Here is a 21,389-nt window from a genome sequence, read left to right as displayed (position 1 = left end):
CGATCAATCTTGGCTGGCCTTGTCGAGGAAGCGCCGTTCTCCTGCCGTCAAGGCGTCAAAACCCTCCTCGCTGATCTTGTCGAGAATCCGATCCAGCTCGGACTGAGGGCTCGTCTCGGACTCTTCCTTCCGAATTACTGTATCCAGACGAGTGATACGGGCCGTTTCCTTCTTGTTGCGATTCGCCAGCCAGTTCTCCATGCGACCGAGTGGAGATCCGGAGTCGGTGGGTGCATGCGATCGGGTACCTCCGCCTCTCTGCCGGCTTCTGCCCCCGAAGAAAACGCCGGCCCAGGACCAGATGTCGATCCCGTTCTTCTGGGCCTGGGCGAACGCGAATCCCGTCGCTGCGCCACCGAAGTGAGCAGCTACGGCCGTGTTCGATCCAGCCATCAAAAGAAGATCAATGACGAGCACGGCAGCGAGCAGATAGATCAGCCGAACATTCCCGATGAACAGAAGCGAGATCGCCTTGTGCGGATAGAGGAATGCGACGGTCGCGACAACGCCGAGAACCGAAGCCGAGGCCCCGTACACCACAAACGTCGTCGGCGTGATGAAATCAAAAGCGACGGTCAGCAAGCCACCGCCTATTCCCGCCAGCAGGTATATCGCAAGGAGCCGTTCCGCTCCGTGCATGTTTTCGTAGTCCCGCCCGATCCACACCAGCCAGAGCATGTTGAACAGAATGTGGAAGAGTCCACCGAGGCCGGGATCAAGATGCAGGAAGTTGTACGTGACGAGCTGCCACGCAGTGAGCGCTACACCGGGCCAGGCCGAATGGAGCGCGAGATATCCGAAGACAAACTCGTTGACCGCGCCGATGTGAAGAAAAATGACCTGCCACAGGAGGTACGCGACGACGTTGATCGTCAGCAGGGCCCGCAGCGCGCGCGGCTGGGCTGCGTACCAGATCCGAAAACGAGTCAAGATGTCCAATTGAACTCCTGCCGGCACAAAAGTGCGTTTGCCTGGAATAAAATGGCTAAGGCCGATTACGATATCGACCGTCGACTTGTTCTAGCAAAATGTCACCAGTACATCCGACTGTCTGGCTGTATCGGGAGTTTTCCGCGCCAGAACTGGATCAGTACAAACCCGAACAACATGCCCCCCAGGTGGGCGAAATGGGCAATCCCGGCCTGAGTTCCCGTCACGCCTGCGTACAGTGTAAACAGACCGTAACCGATCACAAGCCACTTCGCTTTGACCGGGAAGAGGAAGTACAGATAGATGGGCTCGTTGGGATACATCATGCCGAATGCGAGAAGGATCCCGAAGACGCCTCCGGAGGCGCCGACCGTCGGTACCGGCTGGCCGTACATCGCAAACATCTGAATTACCCCGGCACCTACCAGACATACAAAGTAGAAAATGGCGAATCGTCGCGATCCCCAATCGTTCTCGATCCTCATCCCGAACATCCACAGCGCAAACATATTGAAGAACAGGTGGCCAAAACCGCCATGGAGAAATCCGTACGTAACTAGCTGCCAGGGCCAGAATCCCGGGATGTCAACGATGCCGGGACCAAAGATGGAATAGCCGCTGTCGGGCGCTCCCAGCGGATACAGCGCCATGCCATTCAGCACCCGAGCGAGGTCATTGCTGAGTGTCAGATCGACAGCCATTTGCGCCAGATAAAACAGGCCGTTCAGAATCAGAAGATTCTTGATAACCGGCGGAAAAACTGATAGTTGGGTGGGCGCCCGGTAATAATCCTGATTCATCAAATTCGTCTGTAATTGCGTGGACGACGCCTGCATACGCACAAGCCATGCGATATGTTGTCGTGAGCCCCGGGTCCTGGTGCCGAACCTGCCGGGTCATTACATCCAACGCGACCAATAGAACCAGCGAACGTGCTCCTGATCGTCTCCGACATGCATTTCGGCAAGGCCGACCGAAACGCCGAGCGCGCCAAGGAAGCCGATTTACTGGCACTCCTGGATAGCCTGCAGGACGAACTTGAGGCCGTGTATCTGCTTGGGGACGTGTCCGATCAGTATGTCGAGTACCGTCACCTCATCCCGAAGGGATTCGTTCGCTTTCAAGGAAGGCTGGCGCAGCTGACGGACAGCGGAATACCGGTTCATTACGTGGTAGGAAACCACGACCCCTGGCATATCGACCATTTCGAGCAGGAACTGGGTGTCCGCGTACACCGGCAGCCCATTACGGTGCCGTTCCTCGACCGGAATTTTGTCCTGGGACACGGGGACGAGGCCGGTATCGATCAGATGTCGGCAATGTTGCGCCGGGTTGTCCGACATCCGATTCCCTTCGCGCTGTTCCGAACTCTCCTTCCGGCCGACGCCGCCCACCGCCTTGCGAGATGGACGAAGAATCGGTTTGGATCGGACTCCGTCGAACCGCAGACGATCGAGCGACTGGAACATCACGCGAGGGAACTCCTCGAAGGCGAGGCCGACGTCGTCGTCCAGGGCCACTCCCATCGGCCCCAGTGCATTGAACACGGCCGGGGGGTGTACGTGAATACCGGAAGCTGGCACGTAGACCGGACGTATGCGACCGTCGATAAGTCGTCAATTGTGCTGCGTCAATGGAACGGCGAAGTCGTTTCCGTGTATCTCTTTCACGTCGCCGAAAACAGCCGATCCGGTCACTAGAGGCGACCGCATACTAGTTCGCCCCGTCGAACGTTAGACTCTCTGGAGCGATCGATCCCCCCTTCGAATGAGCGAGTATCAGTATACCGAAGACGAACTGCGCCGGTACTTTGCTGATCCGTCCCGGCGGCACGGGCCCGGTAGCAACGGATCCGAGACGCCACCCGACGGCTGGCTCAGCCGGATCCGCGCGTTTGTCGGCAGGCGTACGTCGAGTCAGAAACAGTCCCAGGCCGTCTACGCGCTTGGTATAATCGTCTTTCTGGCCGTCGCAGGAACACTGATCGTGGGCGCCTATCTGCTTTCTCTGAGCGATGACCTTCCCTCACTCGAACAGCTGGAGAACCCGGACTTCCAGCTTGCCACCGTCGCCTATACGGCGGACGGAATTGAGCTGCAGCGATATGCCCGGCAGAACAGATCGTGGGCCCACTATGAGGATATCTCACCCAGTGTGGTCGATGCCCTGGTCTCCACGGAGGATCACCGCTTCCGTAGCCACTGGGGAATCGACATCATCCGAACGATGGCAATCCCGTACCACGTCCTTCGTGGCGATCCGCAGGGTGGATCCACGTTGTCCCAGCAGCTCGCGCGAAATCTCTACAACGAAGAGATCGGACGTGAAGTGACGGTGCCGAGAAAACTGAAGGAAATGGTCACAGCCGTGCAGCTCGAGCGACGGTACACCAAGCGCGAAATCATCGAGATGTATCTCAACACGGTTGCGTTTGGCAACAACGCGTTTGGCATTGACGCCGCTTCACGGACATTCTTCGGAAAGGCGCCGGCAGACCTGGACGTACTTGAAGGCGCGACTCTCGTCGGAATGCTGCAGGCGATCTCCCGCTATAACCCTGTCCGCAACCCGGAGAACGCGAAACGTCGCCGAAACGTGGTACTGAGCCAGATGGTGAAAAGAGAGGCCATCACTCGCGAGTACTATGAGGCGCACCGAGACGACTCGGTCAAGACCAATTATCAGTCCTCCGAAATCACTCAGGGACTCGCACCATATTTCGCGGAATACGTGCGCAACTGGACGACGGACTGGGGTCGCGAGAATGGTTTCGACATTTACGCGGACGGGCTCGTCGTGTATACGACTCTGGATTCCAGACTTCAGCAGCTTGCGCAGAAGTCCGTCGCCCGGTACATGCAGCCGCTCCAGAAAGTGGTCGACTACGAATGGAGTCGTGCATCGGGCTATGAGCTCAGTACCGACCTCTCGGCGTACGAAGAAGCGGCCGACTACGAACCCTTCGGATACTACTGGAAATCCAATCCCAGCACTATCGACTCGTTCGTTCGTGAGACCGAACGGTACCGGAAGCTCAGAAGAGATGGCCAGGAACGTAACGAGGCCGTTGCAACGCTTCGTCAGAACGGCGAGTTTATGGACTCGCTCAGAGTAGCAAAGACCAGACTCGAAACGGGCGTCGTCTCGATCGAACCCCGCACAGGGTACGTCAAGGCATGGGTCGGAGGACGAGATCTAGCTACGGACTGGTTTGATCACGTGGCGATCGCGAAGCGACAGCCAGGGTCAACCTTCAAGCCGTTCGTGTACACTGCTGCTATCGACAACGGCTACTCACCGCTCCACGAGTTGAAGGACACGACCTTCACACATGTGGATGGGCTTGGCAACGAATGGAATCCGGGCAACTCGCGGCTGGACAGCACCGGATCGGGTCAATACTATACCCTGCGAGAAGGTTTAGCTCGTTCCAAGAACACGGTCACGGGGCGCCTGGTGCTGCTGGTCTCTCCTCGAGAGGTGGCCTTCTACGCCAGAAGGATGGGCATCCAGAGCCGCCTTGAAGAAGTGCCGTCCATCGCACTGGGAACGAGCGACGTGACGCTGCTGGAATTGACCAGCTCGTATTCGACACTCGCCAGCGGCGGAGAATATCACGAGCCTACCGTGGTAACCCGCATTGAGGACCGCTATGGCAACGTCCTGTACGAGGCCGAACCGAAGCCGCAGATGGCAATCTCGCAGGAGACCGCGTATACCGTTCTCGATATGATGCGCGATGTCATTCGTTACGGAACCGGCGTCCGCCTCCGTGGCCAATTCGGACTCGGTGCGTTTGACCTGGCCGGAAAGACCGGGACGACCCAGAACAACGCGGATGGCTGGTTCGTCGCGATGCATCCCGAACTGGTAACGGGGGCATGGGTCGGCTTCAACGATCGCCGGATTGCGTTTCGATCGGATTGGTGGGGACAGGGTGCACACAATGCGCTGTTTATTGTGGGTGATTTCCTGCAGAACGCGTTGATGGGAGACGACCCACAGTTGTCCAATGCGCGCTTCCCGACGCCGGCCGACCTTGGCCTCTCCATCGGAGCAACGGGTGCCATCGGTGAGGATGGCGACGAGAACGACCTCAATCGAAAGGACCAGCGTCGAGAGCGTGGAAGGGTCGGCTGGTGACCCGAGGTTCGGAATTGGTACTGCCTAGCCTGCGGTTCCGTGCCACACCTTCATCCCGGCGAAGACACCGGCGGCGGCGGCCAGCTCAGCAGTCGACTCAGATTCGAACACGCCATAGACAGCCGAGCCCGAGCCCGACAGACTCGCATAGCCGGCTCCGAGATCCATCAGCTGCTGCTTGACGGCGGCGATCTCAGCGTGCCGACGCAGCACGGAAGCCTCGAAGTCGTTCTTCAGCCTTTCTCTCCAGAGAGCGAGGTCGTTCGTGCAGACGAGTGACACCAGCGACGGCCGTCTTGTGTCGCGAGGAATCACGGACCGGTACGCATCGGCGCTCGACACGTGAATCGGCGGCACCACCACGACCAGTGTGAACGGAAATTCGTAGGCCTGTCCGTCTCCACACTTCAGGTCTGAAAGCAATTCACCGCGGCCTTCCGCATACGCGGCGGGCTCCTTCAGGAAACACGGCACGTCCGATCCCACCGAGGCCGCAACGTCCATCAGCACATCTTCCCTGATTTCCAGGCCCCACAAGTTGACAAGCAACTGAAGCGTCGTGGCTGCGTCGCTCGAACCACTGCCCAGGCCGGCACCGTATGGAACACGCTTCTCGAGTTCAATGTGTGCCCCCAACGTGGTGCCGGCTTGTGTCGCCAGCAGTCGGGCTGCCTTCATACAGGTGTTCCGGTCGTCGACCGGAATCGCAGGGTCAGAACACGTAATCGTGAGTTCGGGAGCGGGCACCACCGTCAGACGATCAGACCAGCCAATCCTCAGAAAAACCGTCTCAATCTCGTGAAAACCGTCGGCTCGCTTTCGCTTGACGTGCAGGCCGAGGTTGATCTTCGCCGGAGCTTGACGCTGCAGGTGCCTCAATCGATTCCCCCGTGTGACTCTACTGATTGCGAACGGACCGCCAAAACGTTAATTTACGTGATCAGTTCAATGCTCTCTCAATCTCATTTCGACAGGGCGCGTATATCTCCTCTGCTACATCTGCTGGCTGTTCCACACACCGTAGCCTGTCCTGTGGACGCCAACCGTTACTGACGTAAATCGATCAACAACCAGAGGATTGATGCTCGCTTTCTCTCGCTCCTTGAGAGTTGCGCTCTGCCTTTTTGCCGTCATTTCTGTGGCATCATGGCACAGCGACGCTATCGCCCAGGTGGGTACTTCGGGTCTCACTTCGTCACGGGATTCGTCCAGTCCGAGCGAACTCTTCCAACAGCGCATACAGCGTAACGCGGCCTCGTCTACCGTCGTGCCCCTGGAGGGTCCGGTCGATCCGAATGAATACATCGTCGGTCCGGGCGACGTATTCAGCATCATCATCTCGTCGATAGAGTCCGTAGCAGCCGCTATTCCAGTCACTGCAGACGGACATCTGATGCTCCCGGACGCCGGTGCCGTAAACGTCGCTGGTTCGACACTTGCAGGTGCGATTGAGACGGCCATGACCAAGTTGCAGCAGCGCTACCGAAACGTCGAGGTCTCGATATCACTCGCCTCACCACGTCAGTTTTACGTACATGTTGTGGGTGCCGTGACAGCGCCAGGGCGCTATGTCGTGATGCCCGTTTCCCGGGTCTCGGATGCACTGACTTTTGCGTACATGGATACGACAAGGGTCCCTGTTGGCAACCCCGATTTTCAACCCGCACTTCGGAACGTCACTGTCTATCGACGAGACGGGTCGAAGGTACAGGCCGACTTGATGGCGTATCTCGCCGCGGGAACCACGGATCTCAACCCATACCTGAGGGACGGCGACATCGTGAGTGTGCCGGCATACAATCCTGAGGAGGAAAGCGTTTCGATCAGTGGCCATGTACCGTTTTCCGGTACGTACGACTACCGCGAAGGCGAGTCGGTACGAGATCTGGTTACGGTCGCGACCGGTGTTGAAAAGACACTGTTGGCAGGAGAGGTACGTGTCTCACGGTGGGTATCCGGAGAGACTGTTGACGAGATCGTCTCGCTCGACGCCGGCGGTGGCAGCGACTACTATCTTCGGGCTCGCGACCATGTGTTTGTCTTGCCGGAAGAGTTGACCGAGGGATTTGCCCATGTGGAAGGCCGCGTCCGATTTCCCGGGTCGTATCCAATCGTCGAGGGAAAGACATCAGTCGCAGCGCTCGTTCGGATGGCCGGCGGTTTCAGGGAAGATGCGCTTCTGCGTGGTGCGTATCTGGTACGGGATCTGCCCACCGAAGCCCAGAAGACCGAAAGCACGCGGCATGTTCCGTCACTCAGCTCACCTGGATCTGCGCTTGCCGCCGTTCCCGCGGAACCGCTCTGGATGCCGTACCTGCTGACAGCTCCATCGGAGGAGGCGTTGCGCAGCGTCCGCCTTTCCGATCTGGATTTTCTGAATCGAACGTACCTCGCCCAGGAGATGCACCTGCAGAATCGAGTCTCGATCGACCTCGAATCCGAAACTGACGGGACCATCCTGATGAATGGCGACCGACTGCACATCCCGCGAGATGACCGGACTGTGTTCGTCTTCGGGCAGGTGAATATGCCGGGATTTGTTCCGTACGTCGCGGGGCACGTCACGAGCGACTATATCCAGACGGCGGGAGGCCTCGGCGATGCTGCCGAGAAGGTCTTTTTGATGGAAGCCGGTACCCGTCGATTTCGGGAGGGTGACGGCGTTAGCGTACAATCCGGCGACATGGTGTTCGTATCGCGCACTGCGGACACGGCCGACTCCGCCGAACTTCAGCGAATCCTGCTGGAGGATCGGCGTTTTCGTGCAGAGACGCGTTCCCGAACGATCGGCATCGTCCTTCAGTCGATCAGTGCGGTTGGGACGGTGGTCGCACTCATCGTAAGCCTTGGAAAATAGCGAGCCTCTGATGGACGACAATCGACAGAAGTTCGATACGGGATCAACTGCACGTCAGGTCGACGTGTGGCACGCGCTGCGCACGATCTACAGGCGGCGACGGTTCATTGTGACCATGACGGCGATCGTCGGAGTGCTGTCGATCGTAATCAGCCTGCTGCTACCCAAGTGGTACCAGAGTTCGACGCGACTGCTCATACCCGAGTCGGGGGCTGGCGGCGGTATCTCTGCCGCACTGCTCGGCGATATTTCGTCGGCAGCAAAGTCCTTCCTCGGTTCGTCCGTCGGTGACTACACCCGCTACATCGCCATCCTGACAAGCCGCTCGGTGATGGAGCGCGTAGCGAACGAATTCAACCTTCTGGCAGTGTACGATCTCGAAGATTCAAAATCGCCCCGCGAAGACGTCGTCGAGATGCTGCGAGAGAACACGAAGATCACCGTCGATGACGAATACGAGTTCCTGTCGGTTTCGATTCTGGACAAAGACCCGCAGCGCGCAGCCGACATCGCGAATTTTATGGCCGCAGAGTTGAATCGAGTGAATGGCAACCTGTCTTCGCTCAACGCTGCGGGGTTTCGGAAATATGTCGAGCAAAGGTACGGAGCCGCCCGTGCGGAGCACGACTCCCTGCTGTCCATGATCCAGCGATTCCAGGAACAGTATGGAGTCTATGATATCGAGATTCAGACCGAGGCGTTCTTTGGCCAGATCGCAGGAATGCGTGGCCGGGCTCTCGAACTCGAAATCCAGTACGAAGCGCTGAAACGTGACCTCGGCGAGGATAATCCGAAGGTGAAGTCACTGAGGAACGGCGTTCGAAGCGCTGATCTCAAATACCGGCAGCTGCTGGCTGGAAGCGAACGTCTGTTCCCGGTTGCCCAGGACAGCATGCCACAGGTGGTACGCACGTACGCCGACATTGAACTTCAACGCATCATTCAGGAGCGGATACTCGAGGTCGTCGCACCCGTGCTGGAGCAAGCCCGTTTCAGTGAGCGCAGCGAGACCGAAGCCGTACAGATCGTCGACCCGGCATATCCCGCGGAGCGGAAGGCCCGCCCGCTGCGGAGTGTCATCGTCGTGGCGTCGACTGCTTCGGCGTTGATACTGTCCGTCCTGCTCGTTCTCCTGCTCGACTGGTGGTCCCGAAACTACCATACCGTCTGGTCACGAATTGTCGCGCCGGACGAAACGCGCCCAGGCGGACATGCTGCTCGCTAGAATTGAAAGGGATCCGGACCAACTCGATCGACTCGGTCGATTTGTGCTCTGGGCCGGCTTTGGAATCGCGCTGATTCTGCTGCTCGTCGGCAGCGTCACAATGGCTGAGGGAATCTGGCCGGTGCCGGTGCTACTGGCAGCATCTCTTGTCGGTTTGGCCCTCTTCGCGCGCGAAGGGTCGAACCTCTGGATCACCATCGCGCTTTTCGTCTTGATTCTCGACTACGAGGCGGGATTGCAGCTCACGGAGGTGGTGTATGGACTGTACTTCGCCGCCTTTCTCGGTTTGTGGTACGGGAAGCGTTTCTATATCGGCGGCAACCGATTCATCACGGACCCCGTAGATCTCGCTGTCGCTGCATATTTGATGATCGCACTCGCCTCCGTCACCTGGGCCGTGTTCTTCGGGGCGAAACCGAAAGTGATTGCCGGCGAGATGCTCGTCCTGCTGATGATGGCCTTCTACTTCCCCGTCAAGGAGGCCTGCGCTCGCAATCCCGAGCGCGCTCTCAAAGCCCTGGTTCTGGTAGTCGCGTGGCTCGGAGTGTTCGTGTTTCTCCGAAACGCACTCACTTATCGATCCGCACTGGCCTCCGCCGAACAGCTCTACGAGATCACCAAAGGACGCGTCGCACTGAATGAGGTCCTGCAGTTAGTGCCTGCACTCGGCGCGCTTGTTTTCTTTCTGTTTAGCGACCAACGCAGAGACAAACTTGTCGCTCTGGCGCTCTTTCTGGTCTTCTTCATTGGCACCATTATTACCCAGAGCCGCGGCTACTGGGCAGCTTTTGGCGTCGGCGCCATCGTCCTCTTTCTTCTGATCGAAAACAGGCACCGGCTTCGCCTGATTGTGCTCGGCGCCACGGGCGTCTTGAGCGTGCTTGTGCTCGGATTCTTGTTCTTTCCCGGGATCATCGACCTCATAGTTGCCGGACTCGTCGGCCGCCTTTTGTCGCTGTCCACATCGTTTACGGACGATATCTCCATGGTCAACCGCATGTATGAGACGGCGGCGGTCTGGAATAACATCAAAGTCAATCCGATTCTCGGCTACGGGATCGGGACCGAGTTCGATTACTTTAGTCTGATCGAGGACAAGACGGCTCGATACGCGTTCGTGCACAACGCCTACGCTGGCGTGTGGTACAAGTACGGTATCATCGGTATCACCGCCGTTCTTGTTCTGCTCGTACGTGGCATAGTTCTGGGCACAAGACTCTTCAGGTCTGCAGGCGCGTCGCCGCTCGTCCGGAGTGTGGGACTCATTGTCGCGATTTGTCTGATCGCTGAGATGCTCGTCGCGAATACATCGAATCCTTTCCTCATCGCCGACGGAACGCTCATTATTGCGGTGCTCGCGGCGGCTGCAGCCGGTTGTACTGAGTACATCCGGCGGACCGATCCTATTCCCGCTACCACTCCAGAGACGGATGGCTGAGTCAATCAAGAGAAATCTCAGTTGGCTCACTGTAGGCAACGCGGTGTCCAAGCCGCTGTGGCTGATCTTCATCATCTTCCTATGCGTGCGCGTACTCGGGGACCTGGGCTACGGAGTACTGACCGCCACACTTTTTCTGGCGGCCATTATCAATGTGTTTGCGGACTGGGGCTTCACGCAGTACACGATTCGCGAGGTCAGCCGGCGCCCGGATCAGGCATCAACGTTCCTGTCCAACCTGCTGACGCTACAGATCGGACTCAGCGTTGTCTCATTCGGGCTCACGCTGCTCGTAGGAAGAGTCCTCGGCTACGAGGGCGCCAAGATGAGCGCGCTGGTGTTCGCCTCACTCTACACGATCTTTCTGTCGCTGACGACGCATCTCCGAGGCTTCTATCGAGCCATCGAGATCATGAAGCTGGAGGCCGCGTCGGTCATTCTGGAGAAGGTACTTGTCGTTGCCGTCGGTACTGTTCTTCTGTTTGCCACGCGCAGTACCACTGTGGTCCTCGGTGGAATGGCTGGAGCGATGGCCGTCACTTTCGTGGGCAATCTGCTGTGGATAAACCACCGCATTGCGGACTACCGTCCCGACCGAATCGACACGACGTTCACTCGGAAGGCACTCGCGCACGCGATTCCGCTCGGGCTTGCGGCACAGTTCGTTATGATCTACCTGCGAACCGACGGTGTGATGGTCGATGCCATGATCGGCGAGTCGGCCGCCGGCCTGTACGGACTCGCATTTCGGATCATTGAAGCCACGTACCTGATTCCCGGGATCGTAACGTCAGTCCTCTACCCGCGCTTGTCCACCGTTTTCGCCACCGGAGATCGGACGCGATTGATTGGACTGACGAGGACGGGCGCGGGTGGGCTGTTCGCCTCGGCTCTTGTGATGTCTGTCATCTTCGCCGCGGGTGGACGCTACATCATTGATTTCCTCTCCGGCGACCCGGTGTTTTCCGGTGCCACGCTGGCGCTGCAGATACTTGCCATTGGACTGCCGCTGATGTTTGTGAACTACACCGTGGCAACAGCACTCAGCGCGGCCGACGACCAGAAGCGCCTGGCCATCATCATGGGATTCGCCGCACTCTTCAACGTGGTCACCAATTTTGTGATGATTCCACGCTACTCCTTCTACGGAGCGGCCTGGGCTACCGTCACGACCGAGTTGTTGTTGTGCATCGCCCTGCTGCTGCGCCTGCGGGGAGTGCTCGGCCGGATGGAGCAACGGTGACCGCACATGGACTGCTCAACTATCATCGTCAGCTACAACACGTTCGATCTTACCGTCGAGGCGATTCGGTCTGCGGCGAAATCGGCCGAGGAGCTGGACCACGAAATCATCGTCGTGGACAACGCATCGCCGGATCGGAGTGGAGAGCGACTACGCGGGCTGTTTGAGACCACCCCCACACCCGTGAAGGTCATCATCAACGATGATAATCCCGGGTTCTCTGCGGCAAATAATCAGGGAGCCGCCGAAGCGTCAGGCAGGGTGCTTTTTTTCCTGAACCCCGATACGATTGTCCACGGAGCGGCAATTCCCGTCCTGTGCTCGTTTCTCGATCAGCACCCCGATGCCGGAGCCGTTGGACCGCTGGTTCTTAATGCGGACGGGACCATCCAGCCGAGTACGTTCGATCTGCTCACTGCACGAGGAATACTGAGACAGCATCTGCCGCTTGGCTCTTTCATTCTCGGCCGAGACCGGCGTATCGATCGCGTCCCCGATCGGACATCGCCCGTCGATATCGTCAAGGGATGTGCCCTCGCGCTTCGCCGAGACACATACGACAAGATCGGCGGTTGGGACGAGTCGTACTTCATGTACGGAGAGGAAACGGAGATGTGCTATCGGCTTCTGCACGAGGGGTTTGTAAACTACTTTGCGCGAGAGGCCAGCATCACGCATCTCGGCGGCGCCGCCTCGATGGAGCACTACGCAGAGCAACAGATTGTTCACCAGCGAAGTGCAACTCAGTTTCTGCGCAGGCATCACTCTTCATGGATGGTGAAACTCCACCGATGGTCGGGACTTGCAGGATTCGCTATCCGCATTCCCTTCTTTGCGATCCTGAAACGGATTTCACCCGGCAAATCGGACGAATACCAGCTACGTGGTGATGCGGCGCGGCGACTTACACAGTGGTTCATCAGGGAGTATGAGTGATTCAGATCAACGTGCAGCTGATCCCCGGCTCGAGGGTCGCGGTGATCCGGACGCCAGGCACGGTTTCGCCTGCAGGATCTGCGGGAATGACACCGGGAATGAGCGACTGCTTGTCAGGGAAATGATGCTCGGCCTGCGCGAGGCGTTTCCCTACTACGCCTGCGCGGAATGTGGAACGATTCAAGTCGAGAATGCTCCCGAAGATGTCGGCAAATACTATCCCGACGGATACTACTCGAAGAGCACGGAGAACCAGCACGCAGTAGTCCGACTTCTCAAACGAATTCGGGCACGCGAGACACTCGACCAGCCGTCGCTCATCGGCAAAGCCCTTGTACGTGTTGCAGGTCCTGCCCCGATCGCAACATGGATGAAGCAGGCCGGTGCACATTTGGCCGATAGGATTCTCGACGTCGGTTCGGGTACCGGACAGAATCTATTGGAATTGGCAAATATCGGATTCCGCCATCTGCACGGAGTGGATCCCTACATCGACGAAGATGTCAATCTTGACTCCGACATCCGAATCCGCAAGGCAACCATTCATGATGTCGATGGCGAGTATGATCTGATCATGTTGCACCACGTTCTCGAGCATGTCGCCGACCCGGATCGCGATCTGTCCGCAGCAAGGAATCGCTTGAGTGCAGACGGGAAGATTCTCATTCGGACTCCGGTGGCTGACTGCTTTGTGTATCGAAACTACGCGTCGGACTGGGTGCAGCTCGACGCCCCGAGACACACTCACGTGTTCAGTGCGAAGGCAATCGGGCTGTTGGCGAATCGAAACGGGATGCGGGTTGAATCGGTCCGCTATGACTCGGATGCGTTTCAATTCTGGGGCAGCGAACAGTATCGGATGGATATCTCACTGAGCGACTCGCGATCGCACCAGAACAGCGGCAGGCATGGCTTGTTCACTCGCGCACAGATGAAGGCCTGGTCCAGGCAAGCAGCCACGCTGAACCTGGCGTACGATGGCGATCAAGCGTGCTTCGTGCTGTCACAGTCGAAAGACGCGACCGCGTAGTCGCCTACGGAATTAGGAATGAAGCTGGAGGGATCGATGGCTGGCTGTAACAGACGCGTTTCGAAATCGTATTTGGGTCAAACGATGCCGGTCGAGTTATGCAAAAAGTGAAACCTGTTGCGCTTCTGTTGATCGCCTTTGCTTTTGCGCCGGCCGTCGCCCGCGCCGACGCTTTGCATACAGACAGGCATGAGGAGGAAACCATCCTCCGGCCGGATTCCCTGTTGACACGTGCGCGTGATTTTGGCCTCGCCCGGCTCAACCAAACTGTCTCCCGACTGGGTTTGACCCACGGGGGCCATGAGCCCGCCGACGACCACTACCTCACCGCGTTCGTCGGGGACTTCGCCTACCGATGGCCCTACCGATCCACCTCCGTGTACCGGCCCACGCCCGCATGGAGATACAACCGCGTCGACGGAGTTGTACTTGGCATTCGCATGCGGCCTCTCGAATGGGATTCCTACGAGCGAACCGGCGTGCACGGCCAATTCGGCTATGCGTTCGCTTCGAAACGACTTCAATACGAGATCGGTGCGGAAGCCCGCCTCGGCGAGCCCTACGGCGAAGAGGGGGCCGACGTGAAGTTCGGCGGATCGTATCGCCGAATGACCGCGACGGACGACCTGTGGAAATCAAGCTGGGCTGAGAATACGCTCGGGGCGTTCTTCTTCAACCACGACATCTTCGACTATTACGAGACAGAAGGCTGGAGTGTCTATTCGGCGGCTCGCATCAGTCCGTATCTCCAGTTTTCGGCAGGATTCCGTTCGGAAGACTACCGGTCGGTCGGTCGAGAAACGGGCTGGTCTCTGTTCGGAGGCGATCATTTCCGATTCAACCCGCCGGTTCGTGACGGCCACATGCAGTCTGTCGTGGTTGTCGTCGAGGGCGGCAGCATCTCTCGCTTTCACTCGTTGCCGTCCGGAGCGGTGTTTCGCATTCAGGCGGAGTTGGGAGACGGGTTAGGTGGTGATTTCGACTTCAATCGCGTGATGGCCGACGGTCGGGTCTACATTCGAACCACACGAAAGAGCAGCCTCGGACTCCGGATGATTGGAGGACGAGCTGCGCAAAGCGCACCCGTACAAAAAGCTTTTACACTAGGCGGCATCGGATCCGTGAGAGGCTACCCCCAGAATGCATTCTTCGGGCACGCGATGTGGGTCGGCAATGCAGAATTCTCTGTCTCGGATTTCGGACTGGTCGGAAATCTGCTTGACAACTTTCAGGTGTCCGGGTTCTTCGATGCGGGCTGGGTAGATGGCCCGGCGAACGAGTCGTTCACCGTAGGCGATGTGTTCACGTCGGCCGGGATAGGGCTTGGCCTGTTCGACCGGCGCGTCCGACTCGACCTTGCGTTTCCGCTCACCGACAGGGGAGGCTCGAAAGATCCGTCGCTCTGGCTCCGCCTGATCCCGGCGTTCTGATCGCTAGTATCCGGCAGAACGGGAATCGAAGCCGCGCGAATCCGCTGCTCCGTAGAGCAAGCCGTTCTTGCGATCCACGAGAATCCCGTTCGCCGATCCCTGACTGCTGCGGAGCCTGACCCTGTGGCCCATGTCTTCGTACATCCGTCGCGTATCCGGGGAAATCTGCCAGGTCTCGAAACGCGTAGTGTCCGGAAGCCACTGGTGATGAATGCGGCCCGCCTCAACGGCCTGTGCCACGTTCATGCCGTGGTCGATCACATTCAGGATGACCTGCAGGACGGTGTTGATGATTGTCCGTCCGCCCGGACTCCCGATGAGAAGACGTGGCTGTCCGTCTAGAGCGACGATCGTGGGCGTCATGCTCGACAGCATGCGTTTTTCCGGCGCGACCAGATTCGGATCCGTACCGATGAGCCCCGTAGATGTGGTCCGACCAGGGATCGGGTTGAAGTCGCCCATCTCGTTGTTGAGCAAGAAGCCCGCTCCATCCACAACGATCTTCGAGCCGTAGCTGTATTCGAGCGTGTACGTGAGTGCAACCGCATTCCCCTGACCGTCGACGATAGAGATGTGTGTGGTCTCAGGGCTTTCGAAGGCCATGTTGAAATCCGCTGAGTCACTGACGGAGGCCTGCGACATATCGATGCTGTTCCGCAGCTGTTCGGCGTACTCCTTCGAGACAAGCTTGTCCATCGGCAACTCAGGATTGAAAGCCGGATCGCCGAGATATCGGGCGCGGTCTGCGTATGCTCGCCGCATGGCCTCAGTCAGCACGTGCAGATAGGCCGCCGAGTTGTGCCCGAGACTCGCGAGATCATAACCCTCCAGTATGTTCAGCATCTCCGTCAGGACCACGCCGCCTGAACTCGGAGGCGCCATCGAGTAGACGTCATATCCGCGGTAGGTCCCGTGTGTCGGGGGCTGCTCGACGGCCTCGTATCGAGCAAGGTCTTCCTCGGTAATCAGTCCGCCGTGCTCGCGCATGTAGGACGCGATCAACTCCGCGGTCTTGCCCGCATAGAAACCGTCCTTGCCCTTCTTCTGAATGCGCTTGAGCGTTCGTGCGAGGTCCTTCTGTCGCAGCACGTCGCCGGGCACATACGGCCGACCGTCTTTGGAGAAGACGCGGGCCGTCGAGGCGTATTGATAATCATCCGCTCGCTGTACGACCTGTTTCAGGAATCTCTCCATGTTCCACGAAACAGTAAACCCTTTGTCGGCGAGACGCACGGCGGGCTTGACGAGGTCGGCCCATTTCATCGTGCCCAGTCGTTCGTGAGCAAGAGCAAGTCCGGCGACCGTGCCTGGCACACCGACGGCGAGAATGCCATCGTGATTTGAGTTGTTCTTGACTTCCCCGTTCTCGTCGAGGTACATGCGAGCCGTGGCGGCCATCGGGGCCTTCTCACGGAAGTTGAAGCTGGTGACGAACCCGTCGGCGCCGTGATAGACGATGAACCCACCGCCGCCGATGTTTCCGGCCGACGGGAGAACGACGGCAAGCGCGAACGCCGTGGCGACTGCGGCATCTATCGCGTTACCTCCACGAGCAAGCATGTCGCGACCGATCTCCGACGCGAGGTAGTGATTGGTGACGACCATCCCGTGCCGCGCCGGCGCAGGTGTGCGCCCCGACTGCGCGCCCGCAGATGGCACGATGACTACGCAGCAGATTGCCGCGAAAATGACCTTCAAGCGAGTCTGCATGCTTCGTCCAGATTCACGTGCCGGTGTGGCCGAAGCCACCTTCCCCGCGGACCGTTTCGTCGAGGTCCGTCTCTTCATTCCACTGAACACGGGCGTGGCGCGCAACCACGAGCTGGGCTATCCGCTCTCCGCGATTGACAGTGAATGTTTCGGAGCCGTGGTTGATCAGGATGACCTTGATTTCGCCGCGGTAGTCCGCATCGATAGTGCCCGGAGAGTTCAGGACTGTGACTCCGTGGCGCACCGCGAGACCACTGCGGGGCCTCACCTGCGCCTCACAGCCATCGGGCAACGCGATCTGAATCCCGGACGGGACGAGAGCGCGCGCACCGGGCGGCAGCGCTACGGCTGCAGTAATTGCGGCCCGCAGGTCCATTCCGGCGCTGTGACTCGTAGCGTACGCCGGAAGGTCCAGTTCCGCCGCATGCGGGAGCCGTCGAATTCGAACCTCGATCTCGTCGACCATCCGACAGCCCCGCTGCAGGGTCTAGTGTACTCCGCCCATCATCTTCTGGATCGGCTTCGCGAGGACCAGGAAGATCAGACCAAAGACGCCGACGAGGGCCGCGACCGTCACGAAGAGCGTCGGCAACGGCAGCGTTTCGAACTGCCCCGCTACGAGTCCCGCGATCAGGTTACCCAGCGCAGCACCCATGAACCAGGTGCCCATCATCTGACCCACATACTTTTTCGGTGACAGCTTCGTGATGCTGCTCAGTCCGACCGGGCTCAACGCGAGTTCACCACAGGTGTGGAGGAAGTACGTCGACACGAGCCACATGGGGCTGACGGTGTGTCCGTCCATCGTGTACGTGGCACCCCACGCAATAACGAGGAATCCGACTCCGAGCATCAGCAGGCCGAGACCGAACTTCGCTGGAAGGGACGGCTCCTTCTCCTTGTTATTGAGCCAGACCCACAGCCAACCGAACACCGGTGCCAGCGCAATGATGAACAGCGGGTTCACCGACTGAAGCCAGCTCGCAGGCATCTCCCAATCGAAGAACACGCGGTCCGTCAGTCTGTCTGCAAAGAGGTTCATCGAACTGGCGGCCTGTTCAAAGCCGGACCAGAACACCGCAGCACCGAGGAAGAGCAGGAAGATCACAATGACGCGCTTCTTCTCGACCGACTCCAGATGTCCGAAAGTCAGAACGAAGGCGAAGAACGCCACGGCGAGACCGAGAATTACGAACCCTGTCGCGTACGCAGCTCCTTCGAGCGTAATGTTGACGAGCCCTGAATTGTCAATGCCGTAGAGTATGGCCGCGATGACAGCAACCACTCCTACTCCCATCGACACGGTCTTGACCGCCTGTCCCCGACCGGCGTGAGCCTCTTCTTTCAGATGGCCCGCGTCGAGCAGGTGCGGATATCCAAGTCGGTACTGGATCAATCCCAGAACCATGCCGACGCCGGCGGCGGCGAAGCCGAGGTGCCAGTCAATGGTCTCACCGAGAAAACCACAGACGAGCGGCGCTACGAAGGCACCGATATTGATGCCCATGTAGAAAATCGAAAACCCTGCATCGCGTCGCGCCCCGCCCTCAGGATACAGATCCCCGACAATCGCGCTCACGTTCGGTTTGAGCAACCCCGTACCCAGGACGATGAGCAGCAGACCGGCGTAGAAAGTAGTCAGCCCGGGCACAGCCAGACTGAAGTTTCCGGCCGCGATCAGAATGCCACCGTAGAAGATCGCGTTGCGTTGACCCGTGATGCGGTCCGCGATCCATCCACCGGGCAGCGCGAAGAGATAAACGCACGCCACGTAGATTCCGTAGATGGCTGCAGCAGTCGCCGCGGTCATCCCGAGTCCACCGGTCGCGACAGCCGCTGTCATGAACAGTATCAAAATGGCGCGCCCGCCGTAGTAGCTGAAGCGTTCCCACATCTCCGTGAAGAAGAGTGTGGCGAGGCCGCGCGGGTGGCCAAAGAAAGTCTTGCCCTGCGGAGCGGCAGCCGCCGAAGCAGGGGTCATCGGTGGGTCGTTCGTCATTCGGGTCGCTCCGTGATGCGCGATAGAGAATTGAAGCCGCCAAGATAATGAATTTTGCCGTTGGTTCCGGAGCAAATCGAATTTTCGGCGACGTGCACGCGGGCGAAGACACCGAATCGTATATTCTTGAAGCAGAATTCTGAGGGCCGTTAAGGCCTTTTTTTGTAGATATTGAGCAGATCCAGATCGCGACAATGCGTCCCGACAACACATCTCACGGCGCGGCCAAACGAACTGCTGCCAACGCCCGCACCCACACGTGCGGTGAAGTGCGACCAGATCAGATCGGCGAGCGCGTCGTGCTCAAAGGCTGGGTCGACACTAGGCGCGACCTTGGAGGCCTGATCTTCATCGATCTGCGGGATCGCTACGGCCTGACGCAAATCGTCATGTCGCCGCAGGACGACCCCGAGGCCCTGGAAGTGGCGAACGGACTACGCAGTGAATACGTCGTATCGGTCGCGGGCACGGTCGCCCCGAGATCGGACGAGACGATCAACAAGAAACTCCCCACCGGTGAGGTGGAAGTGCGCGTCGACGAGATCGTGCTGCTTAGCAAAACCGATCCACTTCCCTTCCCTGTCTCCGCGCATGAGGAAAAGCGGCAGCTGGCAGGCGAAGACCTGCGGCTGCGCTACCGGTACCTTGACCTTCGTCGCCCCGAGCTCCAGCGCAATCTGCTGCTTCGCCACCAGGTGTATCAGATCACGCGACGCTACTTCGATGAACAACAGTTCCTCGAAGTCGAGACGCCCGTGCTGATGAAGTCGACGCCTGAAGGCGCTCGCGATTATCTGGTGCCGAGCCGACTTCATCCGGCGAAATTCTACGCGCTTCCGCAGTCGCCGCAGACGTACAAGCAAATTCTGATGGTCGCGGGACTCGACCGCTATTTCCAGATCGTGAAGTGCTTCCGAGACGAAGACCTCCGCGCAGATCGTCAACCTGAGTTCACGCAGATCGACGTCGAAATGACGTTCGCCACGGAAGATCAGATCTACGCGCTGATCGAGGGTCTCATGGCGTCTATCTGGAAAAGCGTTTTCGATCTTGATCTGCCGACTCCCTTCCCGCGTATCTCGTATGCCGAGGCACTCAGCCGGTTCGGATCCGACAAGCCGGACACGCGCTTCGGGCTGGAGCTTTGCGATGTTGGCGACGCGTTCCGTGGTTCCGGTTTCCGCGTGTTTGACAATGTCATCGAATCCGGCGGGAAGATCGTAGCGATCGTTGTCCCGGGTGAGGGAGATCGCGGCCGGGGCGCCATGGATCGGCTCGACAAGGACGTCGTGCGCAAACGGATCGGTGCTGGAGGGCTGGTGTATTTCAAGCTCCCGTCCGACGGCTCCGAGACCTACTCATCGGTGAAGGCCGAGGTGCTCAAGACGGAGAACGTTGAGGCGGCGGTCCAGGCGGCGGGAGCAGCTGCAGGTGACCTCGTGCTCGTCCTTGCCGGTGAAGCACCCAAGGTCTATGAGCAGATGGGTGCCCTGCGCCTGCATATGGCGGACGAGCTTGGCCTGATCACGCGTGACGACCTCGGGCCGTGGAATTTTCTCTGGGTCACCGAATTTCCGCTTGTTGAATGGTCGGCCGAGGCGGGCCGTCACGTCGCGATGCACCATCCGTTCACATCGCCGCACCCCGATGATTTCGACACTATGCTGGAATCACCAGGATCGACACGAGCGCGGGCCTACGATCTGGTGCTCAACGGAAGTGAAATCGGTGGCGGGTCGATCAGGATTCACCAGCGCGAGGTTCAGCACAAGATGTTTCGGCTTCTCGGAATCGATGAGGAGGAGGCCGAGCAGAGATTTGGCTTTCTGCTGGATGCGTTCCGGTTCGGTGCCCCGCCTCACGGCGGTATCGCGATGGGATTCGACCGCATCATCATGCTGCTCGCCGGTGCGCCGTCCCTGCGTGACGTGATCGCGTTTCCGAAGACGCAGCGGGCGCAGGAGCTTATGGTGGACTCGCCTGATCTCGTCGACGACCGTCAGCTAGAGGATCTGCACATCCGGACCGTTGTGCCGGAAGAGTGATGGCACGCCTCGCGATGATCAGGGAATCGACAGCTGCGAGTTTTCGCTGGACCCAGTGGGAAGACCTGATTCGTGAGCGCGGATTCACGATCGACCGCGCGAAGGGTACCGCGCATCCCGATCATCCATCGATCATCTACCCGATAAATTACGGCTTCATCCCCGGCACCACAGCATCGGACGGGCATGCCGTAGACGTGTTCGTTGGGACAGCCGACAACGGGCTGGTCGGGCTGATCATCACCGCGGACTATCGAAAGTTCGATCGCGAGTTCAAGCTGCTGTACAATTGCGATCCCGTCGAGATTTACCTCGTGAACGGGTTCATCAATTTCGATCGCCGACTCATGGAGGGCGAGCTTGTGCTGCGCCGGCCGATGCGCGAGTTGTGGATGTGATCGAA

General features: G+C 58.9%; 18 protein-coding genes. 11 read left to right on the top strand and 7 right to left on the bottom strand.

Annotation, left to right across the window (positions count from 1 at the left end; genetic code table 11):
- Positions 1 to 3 precede the first annotated feature (3 nt).
- Both HKN37_02760 and HKN37_02755 read right to left on the bottom strand, forming a co-directional pair.
- Positions 4 to 930 carry a rhomboid family intramembrane serine protease gene (locus tag HKN37_02760; GenBank protein NNE45563.1) on the bottom strand — a complete coding sequence of 309 codons (927 nt, stop codon included), beginning with the start codon at positions 928 to 930 and terminating at the stop codon, positions 4 to 6.
- Positions 931 to 1,031: 101 nt separating this feature from the next.
- The gene (locus tag HKN37_02755; protein ID NNE45562.1) at positions 1,032 to 1,730 is read right to left on the bottom strand and encodes a rhomboid family intramembrane serine protease; all 699 of its coding nucleotides are present in this window, start codon (positions 1,728 to 1,730) and stop codon (positions 1,032 to 1,034) included.
- A gap of 132 nt (positions 1,731 to 1,862) precedes the next feature.
- Between HKN37_02755 and HKN37_02750 the strand changes: the two genes are divergently transcribed.
- Positions 1,863 to 2,630: a UDP-2,3-diacylglucosamine diphosphatase gene (locus HKN37_02750; protein NNE45561.1), complete on the top strand. Its 768-nt coding sequence runs from the start codon at positions 1,863 to 1,865 to the stop codon at positions 2,628 to 2,630.
- Between the two features lie 67 nt (positions 2,631 to 2,697).
- Entirely contained in the window at positions 2,698 to 5,073 is a 2,376-nt protein-coding gene (locus HKN37_02745; protein ID NNE45560.1) for a penicillin-binding protein, read from the top strand.
- Between the two features lie 24 nt (positions 5,074 to 5,097).
- Here HKN37_02745 and ispE read toward each other — a convergent pair whose 3' ends face one another.
- Both ispE and HKN37_02735 read right to left on the bottom strand, forming a co-directional pair.
- Entirely contained in the window at positions 5,098 to 5,952 is an 855-nt protein-coding gene (gene ispE / locus HKN37_02740; protein NNE45559.1) for a 4-(cytidine 5'-diphospho)-2-C-methyl-D-erythritol kinase, read from the bottom strand.
- 114 nt (positions 5,953 to 6,066) lie between these two features.
- Positions 6,067 to 6,207, bottom strand: coding sequence for a hypothetical protein (locus HKN37_02735; GenBank protein ID NNE45558.1), 141 nt, complete (start codon positions 6,205 to 6,207; stop codon positions 6,067 to 6,069).
- A gap of 4 nt (positions 6,208 to 6,211) precedes the next feature.
- Here HKN37_02735 and HKN37_02730 point away from each other — a divergent pair, with 4 nt between their 5' ends.
- The 7 genes from HKN37_02730 (at position 6,212) to HKN37_02700 (ending at position 15,232) form a co-directional block, all read left to right on the top strand.
- Positions 6,212 to 7,930 carry a hypothetical protein gene (locus tag HKN37_02730; protein ID NNE45557.1) on the top strand — a complete coding sequence of 573 codons (1,719 nt, stop codon included), beginning with the start codon at positions 6,212 to 6,214 and terminating at the stop codon, positions 7,928 to 7,930.
- Between the two features lie 10 nt (positions 7,931 to 7,940).
- Positions 7,941 to 9,155, top strand: a complete 1,215-nt coding sequence (locus HKN37_02725; protein ID NNE45556.1) for a lipopolysaccharide biosynthesis protein — start codon at positions 7,941 to 7,943, stop codon at positions 9,153 to 9,155.
- Positions 9,142 to 10,593: an O-antigen ligase family protein gene (locus HKN37_02720; GenBank protein NNE45555.1), complete on the top strand. Its 1,452-nt coding sequence runs from the start codon at positions 9,142 to 9,144 to the stop codon at positions 10,591 to 10,593. The genes HKN37_02725 and HKN37_02720 overlap by 14 nt, the downstream gene beginning before the upstream one ends.
- Complete coding sequence (locus HKN37_02715) at positions 10,586 to 11,836, top strand: flippase (GenBank protein NNE45554.1); 1,251 nt, start codon at positions 10,586 to 10,588, stop codon at positions 11,834 to 11,836. Before HKN37_02720 ends, HKN37_02715 begins: the two co-directional genes overlap by 8 nt.
- A gap of 6 nt (positions 11,837 to 11,842) precedes the next feature.
- On the top strand, positions 11,843 to 12,772 hold the full coding sequence (locus tag HKN37_02710) for a glycosyltransferase family 2 protein (GenBank protein NNE45553.1): 930 nt from the start codon (positions 11,843 to 11,845) through the stop codon (positions 12,770 to 12,772).
- Complete coding sequence (locus HKN37_02705) at positions 12,765 to 13,802, top strand: class I SAM-dependent methyltransferase (GenBank protein NNE45552.1); 1,038 nt, start codon at positions 12,765 to 12,767, stop codon at positions 13,800 to 13,802. The genes HKN37_02710 and HKN37_02705 overlap by 8 nt, the downstream gene beginning before the upstream one ends.
- 98 nt (positions 13,803 to 13,900) lie before the next feature.
- Complete coding sequence (locus HKN37_02700; GenBank protein NNE45551.1) at positions 13,901 to 15,232, top strand: BamA/TamA family outer membrane protein; 1,332 nt, start codon at positions 13,901 to 13,903, stop codon at positions 15,230 to 15,232.
- 3 nt (positions 15,233 to 15,235) lie between these two features.
- Here HKN37_02700 and ggt read toward each other — a convergent pair whose 3' ends face one another.
- From ggt to HKN37_02685, 3 genes are read right to left on the bottom strand one after another with little or no spacing between them, the layout of a single operon-like run.
- On the bottom strand, positions 15,236 to 16,942 hold the full coding sequence (gene ggt, locus HKN37_02695) for a gamma-glutamyltransferase (GenBank protein ID NNE45550.1): 1,707 nt from the start codon (positions 16,940 to 16,942) through the stop codon (positions 15,236 to 15,238).
- Between the two features lie 13 nt (positions 16,943 to 16,955).
- Complete coding sequence (dut, locus tag HKN37_02690) at positions 16,956 to 17,408, bottom strand: dUTP diphosphatase (GenBank protein NNE45549.1); 453 nt, start codon at positions 17,406 to 17,408, stop codon at positions 16,956 to 16,958.
- A 21-nt stretch (positions 17,409 to 17,429) separates the two neighbouring features.
- Entirely contained in the window at positions 17,430 to 18,941 is a 1,512-nt protein-coding gene (locus HKN37_02685; GenBank protein ID NNE45548.1) for a peptide MFS transporter, read from the bottom strand.
- A gap of 194 nt (positions 18,942 to 19,135) precedes the next feature.
- On the opposite strand from HKN37_02685, the gene aspS reads away from it, so the two are divergent.
- Both aspS and HKN37_02675 read left to right on the top strand, forming a co-directional pair.
- Positions 19,136 to 20,986: an aspartate--tRNA ligase gene (gene aspS, locus HKN37_02680; protein NNE45547.1), complete on the top strand. Its 1,851-nt coding sequence runs from the start codon at positions 19,136 to 19,138 to the stop codon at positions 20,984 to 20,986.
- The gene (locus HKN37_02675) at positions 20,986 to 21,384 is read left to right on the top strand and encodes a hypothetical protein (GenBank protein ID NNE45546.1); all 399 of its coding nucleotides are present in this window, start codon (positions 20,986 to 20,988) and stop codon (positions 21,382 to 21,384) included. Before aspS ends, HKN37_02675 begins: the two co-directional genes overlap by 1 nt.
- Positions 21,385 to 21,389 lie beyond the last annotated feature (5 nt).

This window comes from Rhodothermales bacterium (assembly GCA_013002345.1).
In the GTDB taxonomy this organism is placed as follows: Bacteria; Bacteroidota; Rhodothermia; order Rhodothermales; family JABDKH01; genus JABDKH01.
This window is presented reverse-complemented; position numbering and strand designations above follow the sequence as displayed.

Excerpts from the sequence above, each read along its gene's own strand:
- HKN37_02755 (NNE45562.1), bottom strand. The coding sequence starts at position 1,730 with ATGAATCAGGATTATTACCGGGCGCCCACCCAACTATCAGTTTTTCCG.
- HKN37_02745 (NNE45560.1), top strand. The coding sequence starts at position 2,698 with ATGAGCGAGTATCAGTATACCGAAGACGAACTGCGCCGGTACTTTGCT.
- HKN37_02735 (NNE45558.1), bottom strand. The coding sequence starts at position 6,207 with ATGACGGCAAAAAGGCAGAGCGCAACTCTCAAGGAGCGAGAGAAAGCG.
- HKN37_02725 (NNE45556.1), top strand. The coding sequence starts at position 7,941 with ATGGACGACAATCGACAGAAGTTCGATACGGGATCAACTGCACGTCAG.
- HKN37_02720 (NNE45555.1), top strand. The coding sequence starts at position 9,142 with ATGCTGCTCGCTAGAATTGAAAGGGATCCGGACCAACTCGATCGACTC.
- HKN37_02715 (NNE45554.1), top strand. The coding sequence starts at position 10,586 with ATGGCTGAGTCAATCAAGAGAAATCTCAGTTGGCTCACTGTAGGCAAC.
- HKN37_02710 (NNE45553.1), top strand. The coding sequence starts at position 11,843 with ATGGACTGCTCAACTATCATCGTCAGCTACAACACGTTCGATCTTACC.
- HKN37_02705 (NNE45552.1), top strand. The coding sequence starts at position 12,765 with ATGAGTGATTCAGATCAACGTGCAGCTGATCCCCGGCTCGAGGGTCGC.
- HKN37_02700 (NNE45551.1), top strand. The coding sequence starts at position 13,901 with ATGCAAAAAGTGAAACCTGTTGCGCTTCTGTTGATCGCCTTTGCTTTT.
- ggt (NNE45550.1), bottom strand. The coding sequence starts at position 16,942 with ATGCAGACTCGCTTGAAGGTCATTTTCGCGGCAATCTGCTGCGTAGTC.
- dut (NNE45549.1), bottom strand. The coding sequence starts at position 17,408 with ATGGTCGACGAGATCGAGGTTCGAATTCGACGGCTCCCGCATGCGGCG.
- HKN37_02685 (NNE45548.1), bottom strand. The coding sequence starts at position 18,941 with ATGACGAACGACCCACCGATGACCCCTGCTTCGGCGGCTGCCGCTCCG.
- aspS (NNE45547.1), top strand. The coding sequence starts at position 19,136 with ATGCGTCCCGACAACACATCTCACGGCGCGGCCAAACGAACTGCTGCC.
- HKN37_02675 (NNE45546.1), top strand. The coding sequence starts at position 20,986 with ATGGCACGCCTCGCGATGATCAGGGAATCGACAGCTGCGAGTTTTCGC.